The organism is Aeromicrobium sp. MLTX1, from assembly GCF_046452335.1.
Classification (GTDB): Bacteria; Actinomycetota; Actinomycetes; order Propionibacteriales; family Nocardioidaceae; genus Aeromicrobium.
Map to the genome: position 1 here is coordinate 313,398 of NZ_JBKFDN010000003.1, position 26,629 is coordinate 340,026.

The following is a 26,629-nucleotide window of genomic DNA, read 5'->3' on the forward strand; positions in this document are numbered from 1 at the left end:
GCCTCACCGCGCGCTCCCGACCGGCTCGTCGACCGCCGAGGCGATCTCCACGCCGGCGGCGGACAGCGCCGAGCGCACCCGACGCGCCAGCGACACGGCACCCGGCGAGTCGCCATGGACGCAGATGCTGGCGGGGCGGACGGGCGTCGTGCCGCCGTCCATCGTCCCCACCACTCCACGGGTCACGACCTGCACCACACGGTCCGCGACCGTCTGAGGGTCGTGAATGACCGCCCCTTCCATGGAGCGTGGCGCGAGGCGACCGTCGGCGAGGTAGGCCCGATCCGCGAAGCCCTCGGTGATCGTCGTGAGCCCTCGAGCAGCCGCCGTCTCGAGCAGCACCGATCCGGGCAGGGACATCACGCTCAGCGACGCATCGATCCGGCACACGGCATCGACGATCGCCGCGGCCTGCTCGGCATCGTGCACCGCCGTGTTGTACAGCGCGCCGTGAGGCTTCACGTACCGGACCTCGCCGCCCTCCGCGCGGGCGATCCCGGACAGGGCTGCCAGCTGGTAGACGACGAGATCCGACAGCTCCTCGCGCGCGATCGTCATGGGTCGCCGGCCGAACCCGGCGAGATCGGGATAGCCGACGTGCGCACCGATGCGCACGCCGTTGGCCACGGCCCGGGCGACGGCACGGCGCATGACGGTGGGGTCACCGGCGTGGAAGCCGCACGCGATGTTCGCCGAGGTGACGACGTCGAGCAGATCATCGTCCGTTCCGAAGCCCCACCGGCCGTATCCCTCTGCGAGGTCGGCGTTGAGGTCGATCCGCGGACGTGCCAGGGACTCAGTCGTCGAGTCGCTCACGAGCAGCCTGCTGGGATCGTGCGTCCTCGAACGCGCTCACGGCGGCGGCGCTGATCTGCGTGTCGTCGTCGAGCGTGCCACCGGACACGCCGACGGCACCGATGACGTTCCCCGTCTCGTCCATCAGGGGACGACCGCCCGCGAAGGTGACGAGCGGTCGCCCGCTCAGCGCCGTGTTCAGCCCGTAGAACGGACCTCCGGGCTGGACGGACGAGTCCAGGGCTCCGGACTCGGCGCGGAGCGACAACGAGGTGTAGGCCTTGGCCACGGCGAGGTCACGCGCAGCCAGGATCGCGTCGGGGTCCGCGGCGAAGGCGAGCAGATTTCCGCCGAGATCGACCACGGCCACCGCGGAGGGAGCCTCCCGCTGAGCGGCGTGGGCGAGAGCACCGGCCACCGCGGCCTGGGCGAGGTGGAGCTCGAGTCGAGTCACAGCAGGCCTCCATCGATGATGACCGTCTGACCGGTCATGTAGGACGAGTCGTCCGTCGCGAGGAACGCGACGGCCTTGGCGATCTCTTGCGGGGTCCCCTGACGCTTCATCGGCACGGAGGAGGCGACCATCTCGTCGAGCACCTCGCGACCACCCATGTTCTCGATCGCGGGTGCGTTGAACGGCGTGTCGACCCAACCGGGCGCGAGGCAGTTCACGCGAATGCCGTGATCCGCGAGCTCGTTCGCCAGCGCTCGCGAGAACGCCACGATCGCGCCCTTCGACGCCGAGTAGGCCACCTGACCGGGTCCGCCGCGCACACCGGCGATGGACGAGATGTTGACGATCGCTCCGCCGCCACCCTCGGCCAGGAGCGGCACGCCGTACTTGGCTGCCAGGAAGCAGGTCTTGGGGTTGACGCCCATCAGCTGGTCCCAGGTCCCCTCGTCGAACTGGGTGATCGGACCGGACCGCTGGATCCCGGCGTTGTTGACGACGGCGTCGAGTCGGCCGGCCCACTCCCGGACGCGCTCGATCAGCGCCGCCACGTCCGCCGCCGAGGTCATGTCCGCGTGGACGAAGATCGCCGTGCCGGTTTCGGAGAGCTCGGCCGCCGCGGCGTTGCCGTTCGTCTCGTCGAGATCCGCGACGACGACCGCGTATCCACGCCCCACGAGCTCGCGCGCCGACGCCAGTCCGATGCCCGATGCCGCTCCCGTGACGATCGCCACGGGCTGTGTGAACGTCTCGCTCATGCGTCTGCTCCTTCGGCGGGGGTGGGTCGGAAGATCGCTCCGCGCTCGACGACGCGCTCGAGCATGTCGAGGTAGTCGCCGGTGTCGTCGACCAGCCGGCGGTCCTCCTGGCCCGGGTATCCCAGGGCGAGGCGGGCGCGGTCATCCATGTAGTAGGCGCCGGACACCAGGACACCGACGGCGACGAACGCCTCAGGGTGCTGCTTCGCGTAGTCGCGCAGCGCGTCCTCGAGTCCCGAACCGACCGCGTCGAGGGTCTCCAGCGCGTGCAGGAGGTCGCCCCGGAGGTCGGGACGCAGCCGCAGCGCCTCGTCGATCCACCGATCGGCAACGCCGACCTCGGCACCCGAGGGCATCCCGGCCGCCGCGGGGATCAGCACGTCGAGGACCCGGACCAGCGTCTCTCGCTGCGTCGCGTTCAGGGCAGTCGGACTCATGCCGATGGGCGTCGTCACGATGCGACCTCCTGGTCCCGGCGGCCGGCGATGAGGTGGCGGACCGCGCGCAAGGTGAGCGCCGCGATGGTTGCCGTCGGGTTCTGACCCGTCGAGGTCACGAAGGTGCTCCCGTCGTAGATGTAGAGGTTCGCGATGTCGTGCGACCGGCCGTACTGGTCGACGACGCTCGTCTCCGGGTCGTCTCCCATGCGCGTCGTCCCGAGCAGGTGCCAGCCACAGTCCCGCATCAACGGCGTGTCGTAGGTCTCGATGGCCCCGGCGGCCAGGTGCGCCTCGCGCGCCCGCGCCAGGTGGAAGTCGAGCAGCCGGCGCGTGTTCTCGCTGGTCTTGTAGATGATCTTGGGAGCGGGGAGCCCGTCGGAGTCGACGAGCGAGTCCGAGAGGACGACACGATTCGCCTCGTCAGGGAGGTCCTCGGCGATGATGCCCCACTCGAACGACCGCCCGAACGTCCGGCGCGCCGCCTCGTGGAAGGACGGGCCCCACGCCGCGAGCGGGTCGGGCTCGCCGTCCGCGTCACCCTGCTCGGCATGCCCGCCGTAACCCGAGCGGTTGCCCAGCGGACCACCTGCCGGCATGACCTGCCACTTCGCGCCGCGGACGAATCCACGGGACAGATCGGTCTCGTAGAACTCGTGGGAGACGATCGACTGACCGGCAGGACCCAGCCAGCTCTCCAGGTCCTCCTCGTAGACGCCGTTCACCGCCGCGTACGGGTGCATCATGAGGCGGCGCCCCACCAGGCCCGAGGAGTTCGCCAGACCGTGGTCGAACCTGTCCCGGCCCGACATCTGCAGCAGACGCGGCGTGCCGACACCGTTCGCCGCCACGATCACGGTCGAGGCCGCCACGTGATGGCGCACGCCGTCGCGATCGATGTAGACGGCGCCGTCCGCCAACCCCTGCGCGTCGACGGTGATCTCGGCCACGCGCGCTCCGGTGATGAGCCGCACGCCTGCCCGAATGGCCTCCGGCCAGTGCGTCAGGTCGGCGCTGCCCTTCGCGCCCTCGGGGCACCCGGTCTGGCACGTGCCACGCCGCACGCACGCCTCGCGGCCGCGGTAGGCCTTGGACGCGATGGCATTCGGTGCAGGCCACCAGTGCCAGCCCAGCTGATCCATTCCCCGTGCGGCTCGCAGGCCGATCTTGCCGATCGGCAACGGAGGCAGCGGGGGCGCCTCCCCGTCCGGGTACGTCGGGTCGTCACCGAGCCCTGCGGTGCCCATCTGCTGGTCGATGTCCTCGTAGAACGGCTGCAGGTCCTCGTAGGTCAGCGGCCAGTCGTCGGCGACCCCGTCGAGCGTCTTGACGCGGAAGTCGGACGGAAGGGCACGCACCCAGTGGGCGCCGTAGAGGATCGTCGCTCCACCGACGCCGGCGTACATGAGCGGGTTGACGTCGGACTCGGTGACGTCGATCGGGTAGTCCGCCGCTCGGCCACGCACGTTCGGGTTGGGGTGCCAGTCACGCTGGGCGGACAGCTCCCAGTCCTTCGTGGCGCCCTTGAACGCAGCGCGATGGGTCCAGTCGCCCTGCTCGAGGCAGGTGACGGAGAAGCCGGCGGCGATGAGCTCGCTGGCAGCGATGGCTCCGGTGGGTCCGGCGCCGACGATGAGGACGTCGACTCGGTCGGGCTGTGCCATGGGATGACGCTCCTAGCGTTGCGTGGTGGGGATGGTGCTCAGGCGCCGACGAGCCGGCGAGACTTGCCGATCGACAGACGAGCGAGTCCGATGGCGACGATGAGGGCGGTGCCGTTGAAGACCGGCTCGACCCAGGACGGGACGCCGAGAATGGTCAGGCCGTTGACGCCGACAGCGAGCAGGTAGACCGAGAGCACGACGCCCAGGGGGTTGAAGAAGCCGAGCCGGAACGCCGCCAGGCTGAGGAATGCCGCCGCGAACGCCGGCAGGAAGTACGCGTTCGAGATCGACGGATTGCCCGATCCCACGCGGGCGGTGAGGACCAGGCCCGCCAGGGCTGCGAGCGTGGAGCAGGCGATCAGCGCCGTGGCGCGCGTCCGCGCGGTGTTCACACCGGCGAGTCGGGCAGCCACCTCGGAGGAGCCGACGGCGTACAGGTTGCGGCCCCACGGTCGGCGCTCGAGGACGAACCACAGAACAGCGGCGACGACGATCATGTAGTAGACCGGCAGCGGCAGGCCCAGGAACGACTTCGAGCCGAGGTTCGTCAGTGCGGCGGGCACGCCCTCGTAGAGCACTGCTCCCCCGGTGTACCAGAGCACGAGTCCGCCGAGGACGGTGCTGGTGCCCAGACTCACGACCACCGAGGGCAGGTCGAACTTCACGATGAGGAGCGCGTGGAGGAGTCCGACCACCGCGCCCACGGCGAGCACGGCCACGATCACGACCGGAACGGGAAGTCCCTGCTTGGCGGGCAGGCCGGCGGCCAGGATGGACGCCAGCCCCAGGACCGACGCCACGGACAGGTCGAAGTCGTTGGCGATCAGCGGGATCATCACCGCGAGCGCCAGGATCGTGAGGACGGCGCTCTCGACCAGGATCGTCCGCAGGTTCGCGCTGTTGGCGAACGACACGGGCCGCAGGATGCTGAAGACGACGATGAGGACGATGAACAGGCCCACCATGCCGAAGCGGGGCAGGATCGCGCGAAGTCGGTGCGCAGGCGGGACGGCGGTGGATGCGGTCGACACGTCGGTCGTCTCCGATCGGGTGCTGGATGTGGTCACGATGCTCTTCCTGGTGGGTCAGTGCATCGCACTGAGAATGTCGGTGATGACGACGTCCTCGCGCCGGGCGTCGAGGACGACGCGACCCGCGCGAAGGACGACGACGCGGTCGCAGAAGTCGATGATCTCTTCGGGCTCGACCGCGGTCAGCAGGACGCCGGCACCGGTCTCCGCCGTCATGCGGAGCCGGCGCAGGATGTCCTGCTTCGCCCAGACGTCGATCCCCTGGGTGGGCTCCTCCGCGACGATCGCGGCCGGCTCGATCGCCAGCCAGCGACCGAGGATCGCCTTCTGCTGATTGCCGCCGCTCAGCGTCAGGATCGACGCCTCGGGGTCGCGCGGCTTGACGCTCAGCTCCTCGGTCCACCGGGCCGCGAGCGCCTGCTCGCGACGTCGCGAGATCCCGCCTGCCCGGATGGTCCGCGCGAGACTGCGGACCGAGATGTTCTCCCGCACGGTCAGTCCCGGCAGGACGCCACGGCGCGGCCGATCACTGGGGACGTAGCCGATGCGGCGCGCGCGGGCGTCGCCCGCGGTGAGCGGCCGGCCCTCGAACTCGACGCTGCCGGCGCGAGCGATCTCGCGCCCAGCGGCCAGCGCGCCGAGGCGCTCCAGCCCGCTGCCCACCATGCCGAAGGCGCCGACGATCTCGCCTCCGTAGATGTCCAGGTCGAGGTCGTCGATGGTGTCGTCGTGCAGGGCACGAATCGACAGGACGGGCTCGGCGGTGCGCACACTGGCCCTGGCCTCGTGCGTGGAGTGCACCGGCGCGTCCCCGACCATCAACTGGACCATGTCCGGGATGGCCAGGTCCGCGGTCGGGCCGGTGAAGACCGACTCGCCGTTGCGCAGGACCGTGACCGTGTCGGCGAGATCCTTGACCTCCTGCAGGCGGTGGGTGATGAAGACGATGCCGACCCCGCGTGCCGCGAAGGCCTTCATGGCATCGGCGAGCAGACCGATCTCGTGCGAGGGAAGCGCTGACGTCGGCTCGTCGAGGACGAGGGAGTCGATCGCCGCCCCGCGGGAGCGGTCCAGCGCCCGAGCACAGGCGATGATCGCCTGGTTGGCGAGGCTCAGGCTGGCGAGCTGCTGGTCCAGCGTGTTCTCGAGACCGAACTCGGCGAGGGCGTTGCGGGCTCGCTTCGCCTCGGTCTTCCAGTCGATCTGTCCGAAGCGCATCGCCATCGGTCGACCGATGACGAAGTTCTCCAGGACGGTGAGACTGGGGAGGAGGCCCAGGTCCTGGTGGACGAAGGCCACCTCCCCCATGCTGACGGTGCCCTCGTCCGCGCTGTGGTAGCCGTCCATCACCTTGACGAGGGTCGACTTGCCGGATCCGTTGAGGCCGATGAGGGCATGGATGGAGCCGGGTGCCACCTCCAGCGAGACGTTGCGGAGCGCCTTCGTCGCCCCGAAGGTCTTGCTGACGTTCTCGATCCGGATGGGCTGATGACCTGCGGTCGAGGGCACCTGACTCACTTCGCGTCCCAGATCTTCTGGTACTCGGCGGCGTAGTCGATGTCGCCGGTCCACGGACCGCCGGGCTCGATGCTGTCGATGTTCTCCGCCGTGATCAGGCGGATCGGGACGTTCTGCTCGACGGCTTCCTCGCCGGCCAGCATGCGGTTCATGTTGTCCATGGCCGCCCAGGTGCCCCACTCCATGGCGCCACCGACGCTGGCGGCGAGATCGCCCTTGCGGATGAGGTCGAGCGCCGGGGAGACGCCGTTGAAGGTGCCGACCTTGACCTGGTCGAGGATCCCGGCCTGCTTCATCGACGGAATGGCGGCGAGCATGGCGGCGTCGTAGGACGCGATCATGACGTTGAGGTTCGGGTCCTTGCGCGCCGCCGTCACCGCGAGCTGCGGAAGTCGGGTCGCCGCGTCACCTGCGGTGAAGTCCTGGCTGCCGACGAGCTCGCACGAGGAGCACGACTCGATCTCCTGCTGCGCGACCTCGGTCCAGGCGTAGGGCGCGTTGAACTCGGGCGAGTTGAGGACGTAGGCGTTCGCGGCGCCCTCGGACTTCCAGATCATGTAGGCGGCCATGGCCTTGCCCTGGTCCTCGATGCTGGCCTGCACGTCGTAGGAGGCGCCCGACTCGGAGACCTCGTTGAGCGAGTCGTAGCTGCCGACCACCAGACCGGCGTCGCGGGCGGCCTTGACCTGCCCCTTCACCGAGCTGGCCGACACGGCGTCGAGGATGATGCCGTCGGCGCCGTCGTCGATGGCCTCCTGGATGGTGCGACTGTAGACGCGCGGATCGAACTTGCCGTCGACGACCTTGACGTCCCATCCGAGAGCCTCGCCCGCCTCGGCGGCAGCCTTGCCGGGAAGGTTGCAGCCCTCCGCCTCGAAGCCGCACGTCAGGAAGACCACCTTCTTGCCGGGCTGCGCCGCGGGTCCTTCGGTGGGACCGGTGAACTCGCTGACCGGCTCCATGGCCTTCTCGGCGACGGCCTGGTACTCCGAGGTGTCCGCCGCGCTGCCGCTCGCGGCACCGGGATCCTCGCTGCACGCGGCGAGCAACAACAGGGGCACGGCGGCCAGGGCCGTCACCGCCATCCGCACAGGGCGCTTCTTCAACATGCCGTTCTTCCTTCTCGTCAGGAGTCGGGGGTCCCGCATCTCGGGGGGAGGTGGCGCAGGCCACAGCAGGAACATACGGATTGTTCACACATTAGGCAATAAGAATCATCAGATGCCATCCACTTTTTACATCCATGCAACATGGCCCATTGTGCGTAGGACAATGTCCCCATAGCCTGAGCCCGCACCGCGAACAGCAGTTGTTCACGCATTAGAAGAAGGATCTCATGACCGATCTGACGTCCGAGGAGGCCGTCGCGGCACTCTTCGCCGGCTCGAACAAGCCGACGTTCGCCACGACGGGAGAACGCGTCGCCGACGTCTTGCGGAATCTGCTGATCGAGGGCCGCCTGGAGCCGGGGTCACACCTGCCGGAGGAGGCCTTCGCGCATGGTCTCAACGTCTCGCGCAACACGTTGCGCGAGGCACTGCGACTGCTGGCCCACGAGGGCCTGGTCGTTCACGAGCTCAATCGCGGGATCTTCGTCCGGAAGCTCACGGCGGAGGACATCATCTCGATCTACCAGGTGCGCGAGTTCATCGAGGTCGCAGCGGTGCGCAGCGCATCGACCCACTCCCCCGCCGGCATCTCCCGCGCCCGCCTGGCCGTCACGCAGGCCCTGGAGGCGGCCGAGGCCGGCGACTGGAACGGCGTGGGCACGGCCAACATGCGCTTCCACAACGCCTTGGTGGCACTGGCGGGGAACGAGCGGATCAACGCCATGACACGCCAGACCCTGGCCGAGCTGCGCCTGGCCTTCCACGTCATGCAGCCGCTCAAGCCGTTCCACGAGCCCTATCTGCCGGTCAACCAGACCATCTGCCGACTCCTGGAGGACGGTCGCACCGACGAGGCCGCGGACCACCTGACGTCCTACCTGCACACGGCGCGGGACCAGCTCGTCGACGCCTACCGCGCGCCCGCCGGCGACGAGCCCTGAGGAGTCGCACGCCACACCTGCCCGACTCGCGAGTAACGGAGATTGCAGGGTAGAAACGCTGTCGTGTCTGCCCCCGGAGTGTCCAACTCGATCACCGTCCGCCTGACCGTCCCCGCCGGCGGCTCCGGCGTCAGCGCGCTGAGCGCGTGCGTCGAGGAGGCCGGTGGGCTCGTCACCGCGCTCGACGTGACGGGCTCGGGCGTCGACGTGCTGCAGATCGATCTCACGTGCGCCGCGTCCGAGGGCGACGGCGCCGCCGAGCGCGTCGTCGACGCCCTGCGCCACCTCGAGGACGTCGAGATCCTCAAGGTCTCGGACCGGACGTTCCTCATGCACCTGGGCGGGGTCATCGAGACCGCCTCGAAGCACCCGCTGCGCAACCGCGACGACCTGTCGATGATCTACACGCCCGGCGTCGCCCGGATCTGCAACGCCATCGCCGCCGACCCCGAGGACGCGCGCCGGCTCACGGTGAAGCGCAACAGCGTCGCCGTGGTCAGCGACGGCTCGGCCGTACTCGGCCTGGGCAACATCGGACCGTACGCGGCGCTGCCGGTCATGGAGGGCAAGGCGGCTCTGTTCAAGTCGTTCGCGGGCATCGACGCCTGGCCCATCGTGCTCGACACACAGGCCGTCGACCAGATCGTCGAGACGGTCGCGGCGATCGCGCCGGGCTTCGCGGGGATCAACCTCGAGGACATCTCGGCGCCGCGCTGCTTCGAGGTCGAGCGACGCCTGCGCGAGCGGCTCGACATCCCCGTCTTCCACGACGACCAGCACGGCACGGCGATCGTCGTCCTCGCGGCGCTCACCAACGCCCTGCGCGTCGTCGACAAGGACCTCGCGCAGGTGCGCATCGTGCTCGCCGGCGCCGGCGCGGCCGGCACGGCGATCCTGAAGCTGCTGCTGACCGCGGGCGCGCGCAACGTCGTGGTCTGCGACGTGGACGGCGTGGTCCACCGCGGCCGCGAGAACGACCACGAATCGCTGCGCTGGATCGCCGAGAACACCAACCCCGACGACGTCACGGGCACCCTCAAGGAGGTCCTGCCCGGTGCCGAGGTCTTCATCGGCGTCAGCGCCCCGAACATCATCGACGGCGACGACGTCGCGGCCATGGGCGAGGACGCGATCGTGTTCGCGCTGGCGAACCCGACGCCCGAGATCGACCCGGCCATCGCCCGCCGCACCGCACGCGTCGTGGCGACCGGCCGCTCGGACTACCCGAACCAGATCAACAACGTCCTCGCGTTCCCCGGCACGTTCCGCGGCCTGCTCGACGCGCAGAGCCACGACATCCCCGCGGGTGCGCTCGTGGCGGCGGCCGAGGCGATCGCCGACGCCGTCACCCACGGCGAGCTCAACGCGAACTACATCATCCCGAGCGTGTTCCACCCCGGCGTGCACCACGCCGTCGCCAAGGCCGTGCAGGACGCCGCCGATCCCAGCTTCACGTTCACGGAGTTCGGCGAGTCCTGGTGAGACCGGCGGCTACGGTCGGTCGAAGGGCACGAGACGCCGCAGCTGGGTGACGTGCGCCGGCTCGAGCTCGGCGATCGTGGAGGCCCCGAGCAGCTTCATCGTGCGCACGATCTCGGTCTCGAGGATCTCGATCGTGCGGTCCACGCCCTGGCGCCCGCCCGCCATCAGGCCGTACAGGTAGGCGCGGCCGATCATGGTGAAGTCCGCCCCGAGCGCCATGCACGCGACGATGTCGGCGCCGTGCATGATGCCGGTGTCCACGCCGATCTCCAGGTCGGAGCCCACCTCGCGGACGACGTCGGGCAGCAGGTGGAACGGCACCGGGGCGCGGTCCAGCTGGCGGCCGCCGTGGTTGGACAGCACGATGCCGTCCACCCCGCGGTCGGCCAGGGCGCGCGCGTCCTCGAGGTTCTGCACTCCCTTGACCACGATCTTGCCCGGCCACAGGCCACGGATGATGTCGAGGTCGTCGTAGGAGATCGTCGGGTCCATCGCGGCATCGAGCAGCTCGCCCACGGTGCCGCCGGTGGAGCTGAGGGAGGCGAACTCGAGCTTCGGGGTGGTGAGGAAGTCGTACCACCACCACGGCCGGACGGCCGCGTTGAGGATGGTCTTCAGGGCGATCTGCGGCGGGATCGAGAACCCGTTGCGCCGGTCGCGCAACCGGGCCCCGGCGACGGGCGTGTCGACCGTGAAGTGCAGCGTGTCGAACCCGGCGGCGGCCGCCCGGCGCGTCAGGTCGTAGGAGATCTCCCGGTCGCGCATCACGTATAGCTGGAACCAGTTGCGCCCGTTCGGGTTCGCCGCCTTCACGTCCTCGATCGACGTGGTGCCCAGCGTGGAGAGCGTGAACGGGATGCCCGCGGCGCCCGCCGCGCCGGCCCCGGCGATCTCCCCCTCCGTCTGCATGAGGCGGGTGAAGCCCGTCGGAGCGATCGCGAACGGCAGCCGCGAGGGCCCGCCGAGGATCGTGGTCGACGTGTCCACCGAGACCGCGGGACGCAGGACGCGAGGGCTGAACTCGACGTCCTCGAACGCCTGGCGAGCGCGCGCCAGGGACAGCTCGGTCTCGGCCGCGCCATCGGTGTAGTCGAAGGCGGCGCGCGGCGTCCGTCGCGCCGCGATGCGCCGCAGGTCGTGGATGGTCAGCGCGGCGTCGAGCCGACGCCGCTTGGCGCTCCAGACCGGCTTCTTGAAGCGAAGGAGGTCGAAGACCTCCCTCGGTCGCGGCAATTGGCGTTGGACCATGACTCAACCTCTCACGACTACGGTGGACGGATGCCGACCGCTTCCCGCTGGGGCGCCCTGGCGCTCGTTGCGCGTCCGCTCTACATCGCCACCGAGATCATCGTCGCCGCCGCGGCGATCGGCGACTACAGCTTCGTGGCCGACACGGTGAGCAGACTGGGAGAGACCGACTGCACGCCCGACTACTGCTCCGTCCGCCACGCCTGGATGAACGGATCGTTCGTGGCGTTCGGCCTGCTGCTGGCCGGCGGTGCGGTGGCGCTGAGCCGTCGGCTCGGCCCGTGGGCGACGGGTCTGCTGGTGGTCTCCGGACTGAGCTCGGTCGCGACAGGCCTGACGCCACAGGATCAGCACCCCACCGCCCATGTGATCGCCGCGACGCCTCTGTTCGTCGCCCAGCCGGCAGCGCTCGTCGTACTGGCGTTCCGTGTCCGCGGAGACCAGCCGACCCTGGCGCGCGTGCTGCTGGGCGGTGGCGTGGTCACCGGCGCCAGCGCCGCGGCGTTCATCCTGGCCGGGGACGAGTACGCCGGCCTGTTCGAGCGCCTCGCGCTGTGGCCCGTGGTGGTGCTCCTGTCCGCCTACGGCGTCGTCCTGAGCAGGGCGAGCCGCTGGAGCTCGTCCTGGTAGGCGCGGTAGGCGTCCCTCAGGTCGGCCGCGGGCCAGCGCGTCGGGCGCAGGGCCGCGGGCAGCAAGGGATCGGTGCTCAGGTGGTGGACGAGCATCGCGGCCGCCGCGAGCCGGGCCGCCGGCGCCCGCACGGAGGCGAGACGATCCAGCAGCGCCTCGCCTTCTCGGGCCCAGCCGTCGAGGTCCCACAGGCGTGCGGCGAGCTCCTCGGGATCCTGCTCCGGCGTGGCCCTGAAGGTCCGCAGCACGGGGTCGACCGGGGTCGCGCGGCTGAGGTTCGCCGGACGGGTCCAGACGCCCTCGCGCAGCTCGGCGAGCCGGCGGGCGGCGAGGGTGTCACGCAGGGAGGCGCGTTCCGCGCCCGAGCGTCCCGAGACGACCACGACCGCCATCTCCCACGTGCCGTCCCACGCCGTCTCGGCGTCCCGCACGGCCTCGTCCTGGTGCTCCTGCCGTCGCAGCAGGCGTTCGCCGAGCCCGTAGCCGGCGTCGGTGCGTCGGAGGTCGCCGTCGGCCACGGCGCGGGTGACGGCGACGCGCACCGTGGAGGGCGCGATGCCGAAGTACTCGCCGGCGCGGGTCAAGTCGGCGGGAGCGAAGGGCTCGGGATGAGCGCCCAGCACCAGGCTCAGGACCGTCGACCGCGCGGAGAGCGGCGCGGGAGCGACACGCTGGGAAGCCACGACCTCATCCTCTCACGCTACACATCTGGACACGGCTGTTGAAGAATATGTAACATCACGGCATGACGAGTGCCACCCACGAGGTGTTCAACCAGGTGCCGCCGCTGACGGGGCACAACACGGCCGCGGACCCCGCACTGCGCGAGGGCCTCGAGCGCGAGGGCGCCGGCTGGGCGCTCCCCGAGATCGACGAGCTGGGACGGCTCGCCGGCACGGCGGAGGCGCAGGACTGGGGCCGGCTCGCCGAGCGCGTGCCGCCGCGCCTCCACACGCACGACCGCTACGGGAACCGCGTGGACGAGGTCGAGTACGTCCCGGCGTACCACCAGCTGATGCGCACCGCGGTCGAGCACGGCCTGCACGGGGCGCCGTGGGCCGACGACCGTCCGGGTGCGCACGTCGCCCGCGCCGCGAAGTTCTTCACGTGGAACGTCGACGCCGGTCACGGCTGCCCCATCTCGATGACCTATGCCGTGGTCCCCGCGCTGCGCGCCCACCCCGAGCTCGCGGCGCGGTTCGAGCCGCTGCTGACGAACCGCGAGTACGACTTCGGCCTGCGCGACCCCGAGACGAAGCGGGGCCTGATCGCCGGCATGTCGATGACCGAGAAGCAGGGCGGCTCCGACGTGCGGGCCAACACCACGACCGCGACCCGGCAGGCCGACGGCACGTACGTCCTGCGCGGGCACAAGTGGTTCACCAGTGCGCCGATGAGCGACCTCTTCCTCACCCTGGCCCAGACCCCCGCCGGCGTCTCGTGCTTCCTCGTGCCGCGCGTCCTGCCCGGCGGCGAGCGGAACGCGATGCGGTTCATGCGCCTCAAGGACAAGCTGGGCAACCGGTCGAACGCCTCCTCGGAGATCGAGTACGACGCGGCCGTCGCGTGGCTGGTCGGCGAGGAGGGCCGCGGCGTGCGCACCATCGTCGAGATGGTCAACATGACGCGCCTCGACTGCGTGATCGGCTCCGCCTCGGGCATGCGCTCGGCGCTCACGATGGCCGCCCACCACGCGCGGCACCGGTCGGCGTTCGGGAAGCGGCTCGTCGACCAGCCCGCGATGCGCAACGTGCTGGCCGACCTGCAGGTCGAGTCCGAGGCCGCGACCACCGCGATGCTGCGCCTCGCGGGAGCGAACGACCGCGCCACGCGGGGCGACGAGGGCGAGGCCGCGCTGCGCCGCATCGCGCTCGCGGTCACCAAGTACTACGTCTGCAAGCGCGCCCCCTCCATGGTCAACGAGGCGCTGGAGTGCCTCGGCGGCAACGGGTACATCGAGGACTTCGACGTCGCGCGCATCTACCGCGAGATGCCGCTGCTCTCGATCTGGGAGGGCTCGGGCAACGTCGCCGCGCTCGACGCGCTGCGCGCCATGACCAAGGAGCCGCACACCCTCGACGCGTTCTTCGCCGAGGCCGAGCTCGCGAGCGGCGCGGACCGTCGGTACGACGCCGCGGTCGACCGGCTCAAGAAGGAGTTCACCTCGTTCGACGACCTCGAGTTCCGCGCCCGGCGGATCGTCGAGCAGATGGCCCTCGTCTTCCAGGGCAGCCAGCTCGTCCGGCACGCGCCGGCGGCGGTCGCGGACGCCTTCACCGGCTCGCGCCTCGACCGGGACTGGGGCGGCGCGTTCGGCACGCTCCCCCCGCGTGCCGACGCCGGCGAGATCATCGACCGCGCGATGCCGGCCTGACCGATGTCCGTCACGATCACCCGGGACGGCGCGGTCACGACGATCGGGATCGCCCGGCCCGAGGCGCGCAACGCCGTGGACCGGGCCACGGCGGAGGCACTCGCCGAGGCGTTCGCGGCGTTCGACGCCGACCCGGAGGCGAGCGTCGCCGTGCTCCACGGCGAGGGCGGGACGTTCTGCGCCGGCGCCGACCTGAAGGCGCTCGCGGCCGGTGACCCCAACCGGTTCGAGCCCGACGGCGACGGACCCATGGGGCCCACGCGGATGCGGCTCGGCAAGCCCGTCATCGCCGCGATCGAGGGTCACGCCGTCGCGGGTGGCCTCGAGCTGGCGATCTGGGCCGACCTGCGCGTCCTGGCGCAGGACGCGGTGCTCGGCGTCTTCTGCCGGCGCTGGGGCGTGCCGCTCATCGACGGCGGCACCGTGCGCCTCCCGCGCCTCATCGGCACGAGCGTCGCGATGGACCTGATCCTCACCGGACGTCCGGTCGACGCCGACGAGGCCCTGCGCATCGGCCTGGCCAACCGCGTCGTCCCCTCCGGCGAGGCGCTCGCCGCCGCACAGCAGCTCGCGCGCGAGATCGCCGCGTTCCCGCAGACGTGCCTGCGTGAGGACCGCCTCTCGGTGCTCGAGCAGGAGGGCCTCGACGAGCAGGCGGCTCTCGCCGTCGAGTACCGCCACGGCGTCGCGTCCATCGACGCCGGCATGGTCGCCGGCGCGGCCCGCTTCGCCGGCGGGGCCGGCCGTCACGGCACCTTCGGCGACTAGCTCACCGATGGCGCGTGCGGCGCAGGTCGAGCAGCACCACGACGACCGCGACCAGCAGGAAACCCACTGCGACGGCGGTGGATCGGACGAGCGCCTCGGTGTGCAGCGCCGACGACGCCGACGTGAGCGTGGCGCCCGAGCCGTAGATCACGGCGTAGTAGGCCACCGAGGCCGAGGCGACGCCGAGGCTGTTCGCGACCCGCTGACCGAGCTGGCCGATCGACGAGGCGGCGCTGCCCTGGTCGCGCGGCACGTCCTGCAGCGTCATCGAGTGGTTGGGCGAGACGACGAATCCGGCGCCCAGGCCACTCAGCAGCTGCAGCAGCGGCAGTGCCGTGACGACGAGAGCGAGTGACGGCTCCGACACCAGCACGATCAGGGTGCCGAGCACGCTCACGAGCGTGACCGACATGCCCGTCAGGGTGAGCGCCCTCCCCCATCGCTCGACGACGCGACCGCCGAGCCAGGCGCCGAGCACCGCGGTGGCCGACGACGGGAGCAGGAGGAGGCCGGCCGCGAACGGGCTGAGTCCTTGGGCCTCCTGGAGGTGGATCAGCAGCCCCAGGTTGACGCCCGGTCCGCTCGCGAACCACGTCAGCGAGACCAGCACGCCCGTGCGGAACGACGGGATGCGCAACAGGTTCGGGTCGATCACGGCCGCGCGGCCCGACGCGACGCGACGGCGGCTCCGGTGCACGAAGGCCACCGCCAGCACGACGGCCGGGAGGAGGGCGAGCCATCTCAGCTCGACGTCACCGGGGCGGCCCGTCGTGAAGATCAAGGGAGCGAGCAGGAGGACCAGGGCCACACTGCCCAGCCCGAGTCCCACGAGGTCGAGGTCCGGGCGCAGCGTGCGGTCGGCACGCGCGGGCCCGACCGCGGGCAGGAGCCGGTGCGCGGCCACCAGCAGACCCACCACGACCGGAAGGTTGAGCACGAACACGCCGCGCCACCCCAGCAGCGGCGTCGTGAGGAGCAGGCCTCCGACCGTCGGACCGAGCGCCGTCGCCAGACTCACGCAGACCCCGTAGGTGCCGAACGCCCGACCGCGCTCCTCCGGGGCGAACAGGTGCTGGACGAGCCCCATCATCTGCGGCATGAGCAGGCCCGCCGAGACACCGAGCAGCGCCCGGCCCAGCACCAGCACGGGCGCCGTCGGCGCCACGGCGCACAGCACGCTCGCGGCGAGCGACAGCCACAGCCCCACGTAGACGAGCTGGATCCGCCGCCCTCCGTCCCCGAGGCGGCCGGCCGGCACCAGGGTCACCGCGAAGGCCACCACGTACGCGGCCGAGACGAGCTGGATCCACACCGGTCCGGCACCCAGGGCTCGCTCGATCGACGGAATCGCGATCGTGACCTTGTGGATGTCGAGCAGCAGCATCCCGGCGGTCACGCCGCACAGCACCAGGATCGCCGAGCGCGGCGCGGACCGCGTGCTGGTCCGCGCCGCCGGCGGGAGGTCTCCCCTGACGGGGAGGCTCACGCGTTCTGCAGCAGCTTGGTGTTGTCGACCAGCTGGACGAACTGGTTCTGGCCACCGATCAGGCCCCAGCTGGCGACCCAGTCGAGGGTGCGGTTGAAGTGGTCCTCCGGGTACGGGCCGGCGTGGATGTAGCGGAGGCGACCGAGCTTGAAGTCCTCGGGCTGCAGGTCGCCCTCGCCACCGGCGGCCGCGATGAGGTGCTTGAGGTACGGACGGATGTCCTCGCGGATCTTGTCGACGCCGCGGTTCACGGCGCGGTTGATCTTGGTGAACTCCTCGTCGGTGAGCGACTCGCCCGCGATCTCGGCGCCGAAGTAGTGCCCCTCGGCGAGGACCTTGTAGCCGAGCTTCTCGGCGACCGTGATCCACGGCTCCATGACGGCCACGGCGTCGATGTCCCCGTCGCGGAGCGCCTGGAAGCGCCCCTTGCCCTTGATGCCGACCAGGTTGATGTCGGTGCGAGCCAGGAATCCCTCGAGCAGCTGCAGCACCAGGTAGTGCGAGCCGTGGTGGAAGTTGACGCCCACACGCACGCCCGCGAGGTCACCGGGAACCTCGTACGGCGAGTCGGGACGCACGATGATGGCCTGGCTGGCGACGGCGGAGCGGCGCGCGACGACCTTGCCGGCGACCTGGCTGTCCTGCGAGCGACGCAGCTGGCCCCACTCGCAGGCGTTGTAGAGCTGCGACTGGCCCTGCTCGAACAGCTTGAAGCTGCTGAAGGACGACACGGCGTCGGGACGCTCGACGAAGCGGAGCTCGGTCTCCTCACCGGCGCGCTCGCGGATGAGCTCGACGTCGAGGCCCTCGTCGGCGAAGAAGCCCTCCTCCTCGGCGACGTAGTAGGGCAGGTAGAAGACCGCACCTGCGGCCTCGATCTTGATGGTCATGGTGAGGTCCTTGCTGTCGTCGGTGGCGGAGTGCGGGCATCGCGGGCACTCCGTAGAAGAACGGCCCTCACGTTAGAAGATTTACTAGGTCACTCTGTAGAATTTCATATAGTGAGATCACGATCTTCTACCCTGGACCCCGTTCTACGTTGGCTGCGCACTGCGACGCCGAACCGTCGGCGCGCGCCAACGAGAGCGAGATCCCACCATGAAGCGCCACCCCCGTCGCGCCACCACGGCCCTGCTGGCCGGCGTCGTCTCGGCCGCCCTCCTGCTGTCCGCCTGCGCGGGTGGCGGCTCCGAGACGACCGGCTCCGAGGACCCGATCCAGGGCGGCACCCTGAAGTACCGCTCGACCAACGTCCAGTCGGCCGATCCTGCGGCCAACACCGGCTACGGACCCGTCATCCCGCTGCGCGGCCTGGTCGACTCGCTCGTCTTCAACGCCTACGACGGCTCCTTCGAGCCGTGGCTCGCGACCGAGTGGACGGTCGACGAGAAGGCGACCCGCTACGAGTTCACGCTGCGTGAGGGAGTGACCTTCAGCAACGGCGAGGTCCTCGACGCCGCGGCCGTGAAGACGAGCTTCGACGCGCTGCGCTCCCAGGGCGCCAAGTACGCCGTCGTCAACTCGTGGATCGGCGACCTCAAGCAGATCACCACCCCCGACGACCAGACCGTCGTGTTCGAGTTCTCCAGCCCGAACTCCTCGTTCCTGCAGGCGGTGTCGTCGACCTCCCTGGGCATCGTGGCACCCGAGACGTCGGCGCTGTCGTTCGACGAGCGCCAGGAGGGTCTGAGCATCATCGGCAGCGGCGCGTTCACGCTGACCGAGAACCGTGGCGACGAGGGCTACACCCTGACCCGCCGCGACGACTACGAGTGGGCGCCCGCCCCCGCCGAGAACCAGGGGCCGGCGCACCTCGAGACCATCGAGGTGTTCACGACCCCCGACAACTCGATCGCGGCCGCCGAGCTGCGGGCCGGCAACCTCGACCTGATCCACAACACCGAGCCGGCCGACAAGACCGAGTTCGCCGCGAGCGACGAGATCACGATCCGTCGCGAGCCCCTGCCCGGCACCGCGCTGGGCTTCGTGGTCAACACCGAGGTGCCCGGGCTCGACGATCCGGAGGTGCGCCGGGCGCTGGCCCTGGGCGTCGACCGCGACGCCGTGCTCGAGCGGGCCTCGTCGATCGACATCGCGCCCACCAGCGCGTTCACCGCGAGCAACCCGTTCTACACCGACCAGTCCGAGCTCATCTCGAGCGACGCGAAGAAGGCCGCGGCCCAGCTCGACGCGGCCGGCTGGACGAAGGGCGCCGACGGCATCCGCGAGAAGAATGGCGACCGGCTCTCCTTCGAGCTCATCTACGGCGCCTCGACGGTCTCGCACGAGCCGAACATCGCGGTCGTCCAGTCCCAGTGGAAGGACCTCGGCGTCGAGCTGAAGTTCAGCAGCCTGACTCCGGCCGAGCTCAACCAGCGTCAGATCGCCGGCGACTTCGGGCTGACCTGGGCCTCGGGCACCCGTCCTGACACCGACGCGCTGCGCACCAACTACAAGGGTCTCGACCCCCAGCTGGACGACCTGTTCGAGCAGATCCTCGCCGAGCCCGACTTCGAGGGCCGCAAGGCGCTCGCGGCCCAGGCCTCCGAGCTGATCCTGACCGAGGCGTACTACATCCCGCTGTACGACTTCATCCAGCCGATCGCCTACCGCAACACCACGAAGCTGCCGACGTTCGAGGCGAGCCACATCCCGTGGCTCGGCGACGTCTGGCTCGACAAGGCCTGACCCACTGCCGGCGGCACCCCTGGGGGTGCCGCCGGCTCCACCTGCTTCGGAGAGAACCCATGACCACCACGATCGACCTGACCGAGCCGTCACCGGTCGCGACACCCGTGACGCCGCGGTCGGCAGTGGTCCGCCACGCCGCCCGCCTCACCGCGGGCAAGATCGCCCACGCGGCGCTCGTCGTCTACGCGGCCTACTCCGTGACGTTCTTCCTGCTGTTCGTGCTGCCGGGTGACGCCGTGCTGGCGCGCATCGGCACGACCGACACGATCGGCGTGGCCGACATCTCCGACCTCGACCTCGACGTCCTGCGCGACGAGGTCGGCCTGAACGACAGCCTCTGGCACCAGTACTGGGACGGCATCACGGGCCTGCTGCGCGGCGACCTCGGTCAGTCGCTGGTCAACGATCGCGCCGTCACCGACCTGCTGGCCGAGGCGCTGCCCAACACGCTCGCGCTCGCGGGCCTCTCGCTGGTCTTCTCCGTGCCGTTGGGCTTCCTGCTCGCCGTGCTCGCGGTGAACCCCCGCTCACGGGTGGTCCGCTCGGCCGCCGCGCTGATTCCGTCGGCGTACGTGAGCCTGCCGGTCTTCTGGGTCGGCATCCTGTTCATCTACCTCTTCTCCATCACGCTCGGCTGGTTCCCGTCGGGAGGCAGCCAGAGCGCCTCGGCGCTCGTGCTGCCGACCGCGGTCCTCGCCCTGCTGGGAGCAGCACAGTTCGCGCAGGTGCTCATCAGCAGCCTGCGTACCGAGCTCGGCACGACGTACGCCTCGGTCACGGCGCCGGCCAAGGGCGCGAGCCGCTTCCACACGGTGTGGCACCACTGCCTGCGCAACGCGGCCTTCCCGTTCCTGGCCGTGTTCGGCCTGCGGGTCGGACAGCTGCTCGGCGGGACGGTCGTGATCGAGGTCGTCTTCTCGCGCACCGGCGTGGGCCGGCTCATGGTCGACTCCGTCAAGGCCGTCGACCTGACCGTCGTCCTCGGCCTGGTGGTCGTGCTCGCCCTCGTGTTCGTCGTCGTCAACGTGCTGGTCGACATCGGCTACGCCCTGCTCGACCCTCGCCTTCGCCGCCGTCCGGCCCCCACCCCGAAGGGCTCCGCCTCATGACCGACACGCTCGTGCCCGACACCATACAGACCCCGGGCTCGCCACCGGCGCCCACCGTCGCCGACGCCGTCGCGCGCGCCGCCGAGCCCCCGCGGCGCGGCAGGGGGCTGCTGCGCGGACGACGGATCAAGGAGATCCACGTCCACCTGCTGCTGTTCGCCGCGCTCGTCGTGATCGGGCTGTTCCCGGGACTCGTCACGAGCCACGATCCGTACGAGCTCGACGGCATCCCGTTCACCTCGCCCAACGGCGACTTCTGGTTCGGCACCGACGAGATCGGCCGCGACCTGTACTCACGTGTCGTCCACGGCCTGCAGATCTCGCTGTTCTCTGCGGCCCTGGCCGTCGTCGTGGCGCTCGTGCTCGGCGGGATCGTCGGCATCCTGTCGGGCCTGCGCCCCGGCAGCCTCCTCGACCGGGTCCTGGGCGTCGGCACCGAGGCGATCATGGCCGTGCCCGCCGTGCTTCTCGCGCTGGCCGTCATCACGACCTACGGCCGCGGCGCGTTCGTGGCCGCGATCGCGATCGGCATCGGCGAGGCGACCGGCTTCGCCCGGCTCATCCGCGGTGTCGTGATCCAGTCGAGCACGTTCACGTTCGTGGAGGCCGCCCGCACCTGCGGAGCCGGGCCGATCCGCACGATCACGCGCCACATCGTGCCCAACGTGTTCCACCCCGTGCTGTCGTACACGGCGCTGCAGTTCGGCCTCGCCCTGCTGGCGATCGGCTCCCTCAGCTACCTCGGCTTCGGCGAGGCACCGCCGTCGCCGGAGTGGGGCGTCCTGATCGCCGGAGGACAGAAGTACCTCGCCCACGCGTGGTGGGTCGCGATCATCCCCGGCCTCGCCCTGACCGCCGTCGTCGTGCTGCTCAACCGCATCGCCTACCTGCTGCAGGAGGACCACTCATGAGCGAGACGCTCCTGGACGTCACCGACCTCACCGTGACCTACCACCGCGATGGCGACGACGTCGCGGCCCTGGACGCGGTCTCGATCAGCGTGCCGAGGGGCAGCGTGACCGCCATCATCGGCGAGTCCGGCTCCGGCAAGAGCACGCTGGCCCATGCGATCGTGCGACTCCTTCCCCGCAACGGTGAGATCCCGTCGGGACGGATCGACTTCGGCGGCGAGAACGTGCTGGAGCGGTCGGACAAGGCCTTCCGCCCGCTGCGCGGGCGGAACATCGGGTTCGTGCCGCAGGACCCCATCGCGTCGCTCAACCCGACGCGCACGATCGGCGCGCAGCTCCGGGAGTCGTTCTCGCTCGCGCACTCGCCGCTCTCGCCCGAGGCCGTCCGCGAGCGCATCCTGCAGGACCTGCGCGACGTGGGCTTCACCGATCCCGAGTCGCTCCTCACGCGGTACCCGCACGAGCTGTCGGGCGGCATGCGCCAGCGCATCCTCGTCGCCATCGCGTTCAGCCAGCGTCCCGCGCTCGTGATCGCGGACGAGCCGACCAGCGCGCTCGACGTGCTGGTCGGCCAGGACGTGCTGCGCAGCATCCACGAGGCGCGGACCAAGCACGAGAGCACGGTCGTGCTCATCACCCACGACCTGGCGCTCGCGAGCCGCAACGCCGACCACGTCGTCGTGCTGCGACGCGGTCGGGTGGTGGAGGCCGGACCGGTGGCCGAGGTCTTCGGCTCGCCCAGCCACACCTACACCCGCGAGCTGCTCGCGAGCTCGGCCCGAGTCGCCGAGGGTCGCGTGCTGAGCATCGCCGAGGCGTACACGCGCCGCGACCGTGCTCAGGTCGGCGAGGCGCACCGGGAGGCCGCGATCACGCTGACCGACGTGCACAAGTCGTTCACGAGCGGGCGCGGCACGACCCGCGCCGTCGACGGCATCTCGCTGTCGGCACCGCGGGGCTCGACGTTCGCCCTCGTCGGCGAGTCCGGCTCGGGCAAGACCACCACGAGCCGCATCATCCTCGGGCTGGAGAAGCCCGACTCGGGCGCCGTCTCGGTGCTGGGCCGCGACGTCGGCGCGATCGGGCGGCGCCAGCTGCGCGACCTGCGCCGCCGCGTTCAGGTCGTCTACCAGAGCCCGTTCGAGTCGCTGAACCCTCGCCTCAGCCTGCGCGGCATCGTCGGCGAGCCGCTCGACGCGTTCCGCGTCGGCACCAGGACCGAGCGGCGGGCGCGGGTCGCCGAGCTGCTCGAGCTCGTGCAGCTCCCGGCCGCGTACGCCGACCGGCGGCCACGCGAGCTCTCCGGCGGCCAGCGGCAGCGCGTCGCCATCGCTCGCGCGCTGGCGATCAGCCCCGAGGTGCTCGTGCTCGACGAGCCCGTCTCGGCGCTCGACGCCACGGTGCAGGCACAGGTGCTCAGCCTGCTGGGCGACATCCAGCGCGAGCTCGGCCTCACGTACTTCCTGATCACGCACGACCTCGCGGTCGTGGCCGACGTGGCCCAGCACGTCGCCGTCATGCGTCACGGCCGCATCGTCGAGCACGGCGCGACGGCCGATGTCGTCCTCTCCGCCCGGCACCCCTACACCCAGGCCCTGCTCGCGGTCTGAGCGGACGGGCTCGTGCCTAGACGGTGGCGGCGAGCCGGCCGCGGACGCGGGACGGGGCGGGAAGCTGCTGCGTGCCGATGTGGGGCAGGATCTCGTCGAAGATCAGCGAGAAGGTCTCCTCCCGGTCCTCGGCACGACCGGCGACGACGGCGGGGATGAGGCGCAGGGCGTGCGACCCGGCGTCCTTCATGCGCAGGATCTCCTCCACGATGCGGGCCGGGTCGCCGACGAGCGAGCCCGAGGCGCGGGCGACCTCGCGGTGCGTCCACTCCTTCTCCCACGCCGCCGCACCGCCGAGTCGTCCCGGCTGCGGTCCCTCTCCCCCGACCTCGACGTACTCGCGCCAGTTCCGCTCGGCCTGCGCCTGGGTCGGGGCCACGACGATCGTGAGCCCGAACCCGAGCCACCGCAGGCACTCGTCGACGGTCTCCTGGTCGTGCCCCGCCCCGAGCAGGGCATGGGTGTAGATGGCGAGCTGGTCGCGCGCGTCGCCGTCCTGCGTCAGCCACTGGCCGAAGATCGCCGGCGTGCCCTCGCGGCCGAGGCGCGCGATGGTCTCGGGCGTGCGGGTCGCGCGACCCACGAGCGGTCGCGGGTAGCGGTACGACGCGGGGTTGATGCGGGCCTGCACGACACTGCGGTCGACGCTCGTCCCGAGGTCGACGGGCTCCTCCCCGTCCCACTCCCAGGCGCGCATCACCGCGTCGATGCGCTCGGCCGTGACGACGTTGCGGTCGAAGGCGTCCGCGCCGAACGCCTGCAGCTCGACCGGCGAGGCCGAGCCTGGCGCGAGCGCCACCATGCTGCGACCCCGGGCCAGCACGTCGAGGAGGTTGATCCTCTCGACGAGCTTGAGCGGATGCTCGAGGGCGACCTGCGCGACCGTGACGGACACGTACGCCTGCTCGAGCACCGCCGCCAGGTGCGCCCCCAGCAGGAACGGGTCGACGTAGGTGTTGAACCCTGCCAGGTGGTGCTCGGTCAGCCCGATCGACGCACAGCCTGCCTGCTCCGCACGCTTCGCCTGCTCGACGATGCGGTGGATGATGCCCCAGTCGTCGTCCGCGTCGCGGCTCTGCGGGCTGAAGTGGATCGAGGTGTACACAGAGGCATCCTGTCGTAGAAGTTCTATCAGAGATTCTACGATGAGAGCCCGTCTGCTACGACGGGGGTATCACCGACAGGAACGCCTCAGGCCGCGAGCTCGTCGGCCGCCACGGCGCGGATGCGCACGTCCAGCACGGTCTCGACCGCCGGCAGCACGAGGCAGCCGTCGCGGTACTGCTCGAGCAGCACCTCGGTGTCGATCGCGTCAAGCTCGTCGATCACGACGTCGATCAGCAGCTGGCCCGCCTTGAGGCGGTCGGGGAGGTACCGCGAGACCCGGGCGCGCACGTGCACGGCCCGCGTCTCGACCTCGTCGAGGTCGGGGTCACCCGCGCCGCGCAGCACGTTGAGCATGTTCGTGACGAGCGCCGACACCAGGAAGTCGAGGGGCCCCGGCGCTCGACCGGGACCACCCGTGGCGACCGAGCCGTCGGCCAGCATCTGGAACGACGACCCGTTCAGCGTGAACCGGCCGCGCACGTCGGTCGTGCAGCCGGTGATGGCGCTGGCGTAGTCGTATCCGGACATGGAGTGCTCCTGAGGTCTCGTCCCTCGAAGTCTGCTCCGAGGTGGTGGCCTCGAGCGCCACGTCCCGACATCTGGACAGCGGTTGACGCGCGAGCGGATTACCTCTTGGCGAGCTCCGCCGCGAAGATCGCGGAGGCGCGCTTGAGGACCTCGATCTCCTCACGGGCCGTCGCGAGCTGTGCCTCCAGCTCGGCGATGCGAGCGAGCAGCTGCTCCTTGGGAGCCTGGCGCAGCCGCGCTCCCTCGCCGGCGGCGAACATGCCGTCGTCGAGCCGCTTGACCCAGATGCGCAGCGACTGCTCGCCGACCTCGAACTCCTCGGCGACCTCCCGCAGGATGGAGCGATTGCCGGGCTCGGCCTGCCGACGGTCGATGACGCGACGGACCGCCGCGTCCCGCACCTCGTCGGTGTACTTCTTCTCGAAGGCCATGCCTCTCCTCGCGCCTCGCCCTGGCCACACCCTATCGACCTTCACTGCTCCCCACGGGAGGCGACGCGATCGGGCACCAGCACCTCCGCCGGTCAGCGGCAGTGCCAATCGCGTGCCCAGTCCACCACTGCGCGCACGAGCTCGCTGGAATCCCTGTCCAGGTCGCGGAGGACGTCGCCCGGCACGAAGGGATGTGCGGCCACCCAGCCCCGGACGCGCTCCTGGTCGTCGGCAGCCAGCGACCGAAGCGCTTCGGCCGGGCAGGCGGGATTGCGGGCCACGGCGACCCGAACACCGACGTCGCCGTCGCGCGCGAGCACGGTGAGGACATCGGCCGGGAGGTGGACCCCCGACGCCGCACTCGTGCGGATGCCCGCGTTGGGGCTCAGGGCCATGAGGCGCAGCCTCCTGACCTTGGACTCCGTCGCGGCCGGGGAGAGGAACCGCGACACCGGTCGCGGGTCGAGCGCGGCGGCGCGCAGCCGCGCCCTCTGGCTCTCGGTCCAGAACGACACACAGCTCATGCGGTTCCTCTCCCCACCTGCGGGTGACTGCCTGCGTCAGGCCTTCGCGTTGACCTCGTAGGAGGTGTTGATCGACTCGAAGAAGTTGACCAGCTGGAGCGTGTCGTTGGCCGTCGCCATCCACTTGGCGGGGTTCGCGACGCGGTAGTGCGCCTCGAAGCCCAGCTCCTCGAGCCGGCGGTCCGCGAGGTACCGCACGTACTGGTTGATGTAGTCGGCGTTGAGCCCGAGGATGCCGTTCGGCAGCAGGTCGCGGTTGTAGTCCTCCTCCATCTCGACCGCGTCGAGGATCATCTGGCGGATCTCCTCGGCGAACTCGGGCGTCGCCACGTCGGGGTTCTCGTCGAGCACCGTCAGCACGAGGTTGATGCCGAACTTCAGGTGCAGGCTCTCGTCCCGCACGATCCAGTCGATCAGCGACCCGAAGTTGCGCAGCAGGTTCCGCTGGCGGAAGCTCAGCGCCACCATGAATCCCGAGTAGAACCAGATGCCCTCGAGGATCACGTTGTAGGCGATGAGGTTCCGGACGAAGTCCTGCTTGCCCTCGGTGGTGGAGATGTCGAGGGTCTGCTCGGTCATCCGGGTGATGTAGCCGACCTCGAACTCCTCCTTGCGCGCCATCGAGGGGATCGTGACGTGCGACTCGTAGGCCGCCTCGCGGTCGATCGGGAACGTCTCGAGGACGTACTCGAAGCTCATGCAGTGGTTGGCCTCCTCCCACATCTGCTTCGCGAGGTAGAGGTGACACTCGGCAGCGTTGACGTACGGGTAGACCCCGAACGCGAGCGCCTTGTTGACGAGGAGCTCGTTGGGATTGAAGTACGACATGAGGTGCGTGAGGGCGTGCCGCTCGTCGTCGCTCATCCGCTCGAAGTCGGCCAGGTCCTCCCCCAGCTGGACCTCGTTGGGGAACCAGGTGTTCGCGACGGCCTGGTCGTACAGGTCCATCGCCCACTGGTAGGTGACGGGCTTGAGGAGGAGTCCCTCCTGGATGCCGGAGCCGAGAATGCTCATGGGTCTTTCCTT

General features: G+C 70.5%; 26 protein-coding genes. 9 read left to right on the top strand and 17 right to left on the bottom strand.

Translation table 11 applies throughout. The features are described from left to right. Positions 1-3: 3 nt before the first annotated feature. The 8 genes from ACK99Q_RS17045 to ACK99Q_RS17080 are packed head-to-tail and all read right to left on the bottom strand — an operon-like array spanning position 4 to position 7,763. Entirely contained in the window at positions 4-816 is an 813-nt protein-coding gene (locus tag ACK99Q_RS17045; RefSeq protein WP_410187290.1) for a LamB/YcsF family protein, read from the bottom strand. Then, a complete protein-coding gene (locus ACK99Q_RS17050; protein WP_410187291.1) occupies positions 797-1,249 on the bottom strand; it encodes a GlcG/HbpS family heme-binding protein in 453 nt (150 codons plus the stop codon). Before ACK99Q_RS17050 ends, ACK99Q_RS17045 begins: the two co-directional genes overlap by 20 nt. Next, entirely contained in the window at positions 1,246-2,004 is a 759-nt protein-coding gene (locus ACK99Q_RS17055) for an SDR family NAD(P)-dependent oxidoreductase (protein WP_410187292.1), read from the bottom strand. The genes ACK99Q_RS17050 and ACK99Q_RS17055 overlap by 4 nt, the downstream gene beginning before the upstream one ends. Then, a complete protein-coding gene (locus ACK99Q_RS17060; protein ID WP_410187293.1) occupies positions 2,001-2,459 on the bottom strand; it encodes a hypothetical protein in 459 nt (152 codons plus the stop codon). The genes ACK99Q_RS17055 and ACK99Q_RS17060 overlap by 4 nt, the downstream gene beginning before the upstream one ends. Continuing rightward, positions 2,456-4,105, bottom strand: coding sequence for a GMC family oxidoreductase (locus tag ACK99Q_RS17065; protein ID WP_410187294.1), 1,650 nt, complete (start codon positions 4,103-4,105; stop codon positions 2,456-2,458). The genes ACK99Q_RS17060 and ACK99Q_RS17065 overlap by 4 nt, the downstream gene beginning before the upstream one ends. 38 nt (positions 4,106-4,143) lie before the next feature. Continuing rightward, entirely contained in the window at positions 4,144-5,136 is a 993-nt protein-coding gene (locus ACK99Q_RS17070) for an ABC transporter permease (RefSeq protein ID WP_410187295.1), read from the bottom strand. 54 nt (positions 5,137-5,190) lie between these two features. After that, positions 5,191-6,645: a sugar ABC transporter ATP-binding protein gene (locus ACK99Q_RS17075; RefSeq protein ID WP_269305921.1), complete on the bottom strand. Its 1,455-nt coding sequence runs from the start codon at positions 6,643-6,645 to the stop codon at positions 5,191-5,193. A gap of 5 nt (positions 6,646-6,650) precedes the next feature. Continuing rightward, positions 6,651-7,763 carry a sugar ABC transporter substrate-binding protein gene (locus tag ACK99Q_RS17080; protein ID WP_269305919.1) on the bottom strand — a complete coding sequence of 371 codons (1,113 nt, stop codon included), beginning with the start codon at positions 7,761-7,763 and terminating at the stop codon, positions 6,651-6,653. A 227-nt stretch (positions 7,764-7,990) separates the two neighbouring features. On the opposite strand from ACK99Q_RS17080, the gene ACK99Q_RS17085 reads away from it, so the two are divergent. Together ACK99Q_RS17085 and ACK99Q_RS17090 are read left to right on the top strand one after the other, a co-directional pair. Continuing rightward, positions 7,991-8,704 (top strand): GntR family transcriptional regulator, encoded by a 714-nt coding sequence (locus tag ACK99Q_RS17085; protein WP_410187296.1) that lies wholly within the window; start codon positions 7,991-7,993, stop codon positions 8,702-8,704. Positions 8,705-8,767: 63 nt separating this feature from the next. Then, complete coding sequence (locus ACK99Q_RS17090; RefSeq protein WP_410187297.1) at positions 8,768-10,186, top strand: NAD-dependent malic enzyme; 1,419 nt, start codon at positions 8,768-8,770, stop codon at positions 10,184-10,186. A gap of 9 nt (positions 10,187-10,195) precedes the next feature. On the opposite strand, the gene ACK99Q_RS17095 is transcribed toward ACK99Q_RS17090, so the two are convergent. Further along, positions 10,196-11,434: an alpha-hydroxy-acid oxidizing protein gene (locus tag ACK99Q_RS17095; RefSeq protein ID WP_410187298.1), complete on the bottom strand. Its 1,239-nt coding sequence runs from the start codon at positions 11,432-11,434 to the stop codon at positions 10,196-10,198. A 30-nt stretch (positions 11,435-11,464) separates the two neighbouring features. Between ACK99Q_RS17095 and ACK99Q_RS17100 the strand changes: the two genes are divergently transcribed. After that, positions 11,465-12,064 (top strand): DUF998 domain-containing protein, encoded by a 600-nt coding sequence (locus tag ACK99Q_RS17100; RefSeq protein ID WP_410187299.1) that lies wholly within the window; start codon positions 11,465-11,467, stop codon positions 12,062-12,064. Here the strand turns inward: ACK99Q_RS17100 and ACK99Q_RS17105 are convergent. Beyond that, complete coding sequence (locus ACK99Q_RS17105) at positions 12,016-12,747, bottom strand: PaaX domain-containing protein, C- domain protein (protein WP_410187300.1); 732 nt, start codon at positions 12,745-12,747, stop codon at positions 12,016-12,018. The genes ACK99Q_RS17100 and ACK99Q_RS17105 overlap by 49 nt on opposite strands. 62 nt (positions 12,748-12,809) lie before the next feature. Between ACK99Q_RS17105 and ACK99Q_RS17110 the strand changes: the two genes are divergently transcribed. Next, positions 12,810-14,438 (top strand): acyl-CoA dehydrogenase family protein, encoded by a 1,629-nt coding sequence (locus ACK99Q_RS17110; RefSeq protein WP_410187301.1) that lies wholly within the window; start codon positions 12,810-12,812, stop codon positions 14,436-14,438. 3 nt (positions 14,439-14,441) lie between these two features. Next, on the top strand, positions 14,442-15,206 hold the full coding sequence (locus tag ACK99Q_RS17115) for a crotonase/enoyl-CoA hydratase family protein (RefSeq protein WP_410187302.1): 765 nt from the start codon (positions 14,442-14,444) through the stop codon (positions 15,204-15,206). Position 15,207: 1 nt separating this feature from the next. Here the strand turns inward: ACK99Q_RS17115 and ACK99Q_RS17120 are convergent, their stop codons facing one another. Both ACK99Q_RS17120 and ACK99Q_RS17125 read right to left on the bottom strand, forming a co-directional pair. Further along, complete coding sequence (locus ACK99Q_RS17120) at positions 15,208-16,692, bottom strand: MFS transporter (protein WP_410187303.1); 1,485 nt, start codon at positions 16,690-16,692, stop codon at positions 15,208-15,210. Then, positions 16,689-17,582 (bottom strand): ABC transporter substrate-binding protein, encoded by an 894-nt coding sequence (locus ACK99Q_RS17125; protein WP_410187304.1) that lies wholly within the window; start codon positions 17,580-17,582, stop codon positions 16,689-16,691. Before ACK99Q_RS17125 ends, ACK99Q_RS17120 begins: the two co-directional genes overlap by 4 nt. A gap of 208 nt (positions 17,583-17,790) precedes the next feature. Between ACK99Q_RS17125 and ACK99Q_RS17130 the strand changes: the two genes are divergently transcribed. The 4 genes from ACK99Q_RS17130 to ACK99Q_RS17145 are packed head-to-tail and all read left to right on the top strand — an operon-like array spanning position 17,791 to position 23,013. After that, positions 17,791-19,380 (top strand): ABC transporter substrate-binding protein, encoded by a 1,590-nt coding sequence (locus tag ACK99Q_RS17130; RefSeq protein WP_410187305.1) that lies wholly within the window; start codon positions 17,791-17,793, stop codon positions 19,378-19,380. Between the two features lie 59 nt (positions 19,381-19,439). Next, a complete protein-coding gene (locus ACK99Q_RS17135) occupies positions 19,440-20,492 on the top strand; it encodes an ABC transporter permease (RefSeq protein WP_410187306.1) in 1,053 nt (350 codons plus the stop codon). Continuing rightward, positions 20,489-21,403 carry an ABC transporter permease gene (locus ACK99Q_RS17140; protein WP_410187307.1) on the top strand — a complete coding sequence of 305 codons (915 nt, stop codon included), beginning with the start codon at positions 20,489-20,491 and terminating at the stop codon, positions 21,401-21,403. The genes ACK99Q_RS17135 and ACK99Q_RS17140 overlap by 4 nt, the downstream gene beginning before the upstream one ends. Continuing rightward, positions 21,400-23,013: a dipeptide ABC transporter ATP-binding protein gene (locus ACK99Q_RS17145; protein WP_410187308.1), complete on the top strand. Its 1,614-nt coding sequence runs from the start codon at positions 21,400-21,402 to the stop codon at positions 23,011-23,013. Before ACK99Q_RS17140 ends, ACK99Q_RS17145 begins: the two co-directional genes overlap by 4 nt. Before the next feature lie 16 nt (positions 23,014-23,029). Here ACK99Q_RS17145 and ACK99Q_RS17150 read toward each other — a convergent pair whose 3' ends face one another. From ACK99Q_RS17150 to ACK99Q_RS17170, 5 genes are all read right to left on the bottom strand, one after another. Then, positions 23,030-24,118 carry an LLM class flavin-dependent oxidoreductase gene (locus ACK99Q_RS17150; protein WP_410187309.1) on the bottom strand — a complete coding sequence of 363 codons (1,089 nt, stop codon included), beginning with the start codon at positions 24,116-24,118 and terminating at the stop codon, positions 23,030-23,032. 86 nt (positions 24,119-24,204) lie between these two features. Continuing rightward, complete coding sequence (locus tag ACK99Q_RS17155; protein WP_410187310.1) at positions 24,205-24,648, bottom strand: hypothetical protein; 444 nt, start codon at positions 24,646-24,648, stop codon at positions 24,205-24,207. Positions 24,649-24,746: 98 nt separating this feature from the next. Beyond that, positions 24,747-25,079 carry a transposase gene (locus tag ACK99Q_RS17160; protein WP_410187311.1) on the bottom strand — a complete coding sequence of 111 codons (333 nt, stop codon included), beginning with the start codon at positions 25,077-25,079 and terminating at the stop codon, positions 24,747-24,749. Positions 25,080-25,171: 92 nt separating this feature from the next. Beyond that, the gene (locus ACK99Q_RS17165; RefSeq protein ID WP_410187312.1) at positions 25,172-25,603 is read right to left on the bottom strand and encodes a hypothetical protein; all 432 of its coding nucleotides are present in this window, start codon (positions 25,601-25,603) and stop codon (positions 25,172-25,174) included. Between the two features lie 36 nt (positions 25,604-25,639). Then, on the bottom strand, positions 25,640-26,617 hold the full coding sequence (locus tag ACK99Q_RS17170; RefSeq protein WP_410187313.1) for a ribonucleotide-diphosphate reductase subunit beta: 978 nt from the start codon (positions 26,615-26,617) through the stop codon (positions 25,640-25,642). Positions 26,618-26,629: the final 12 nt, after the last annotated feature.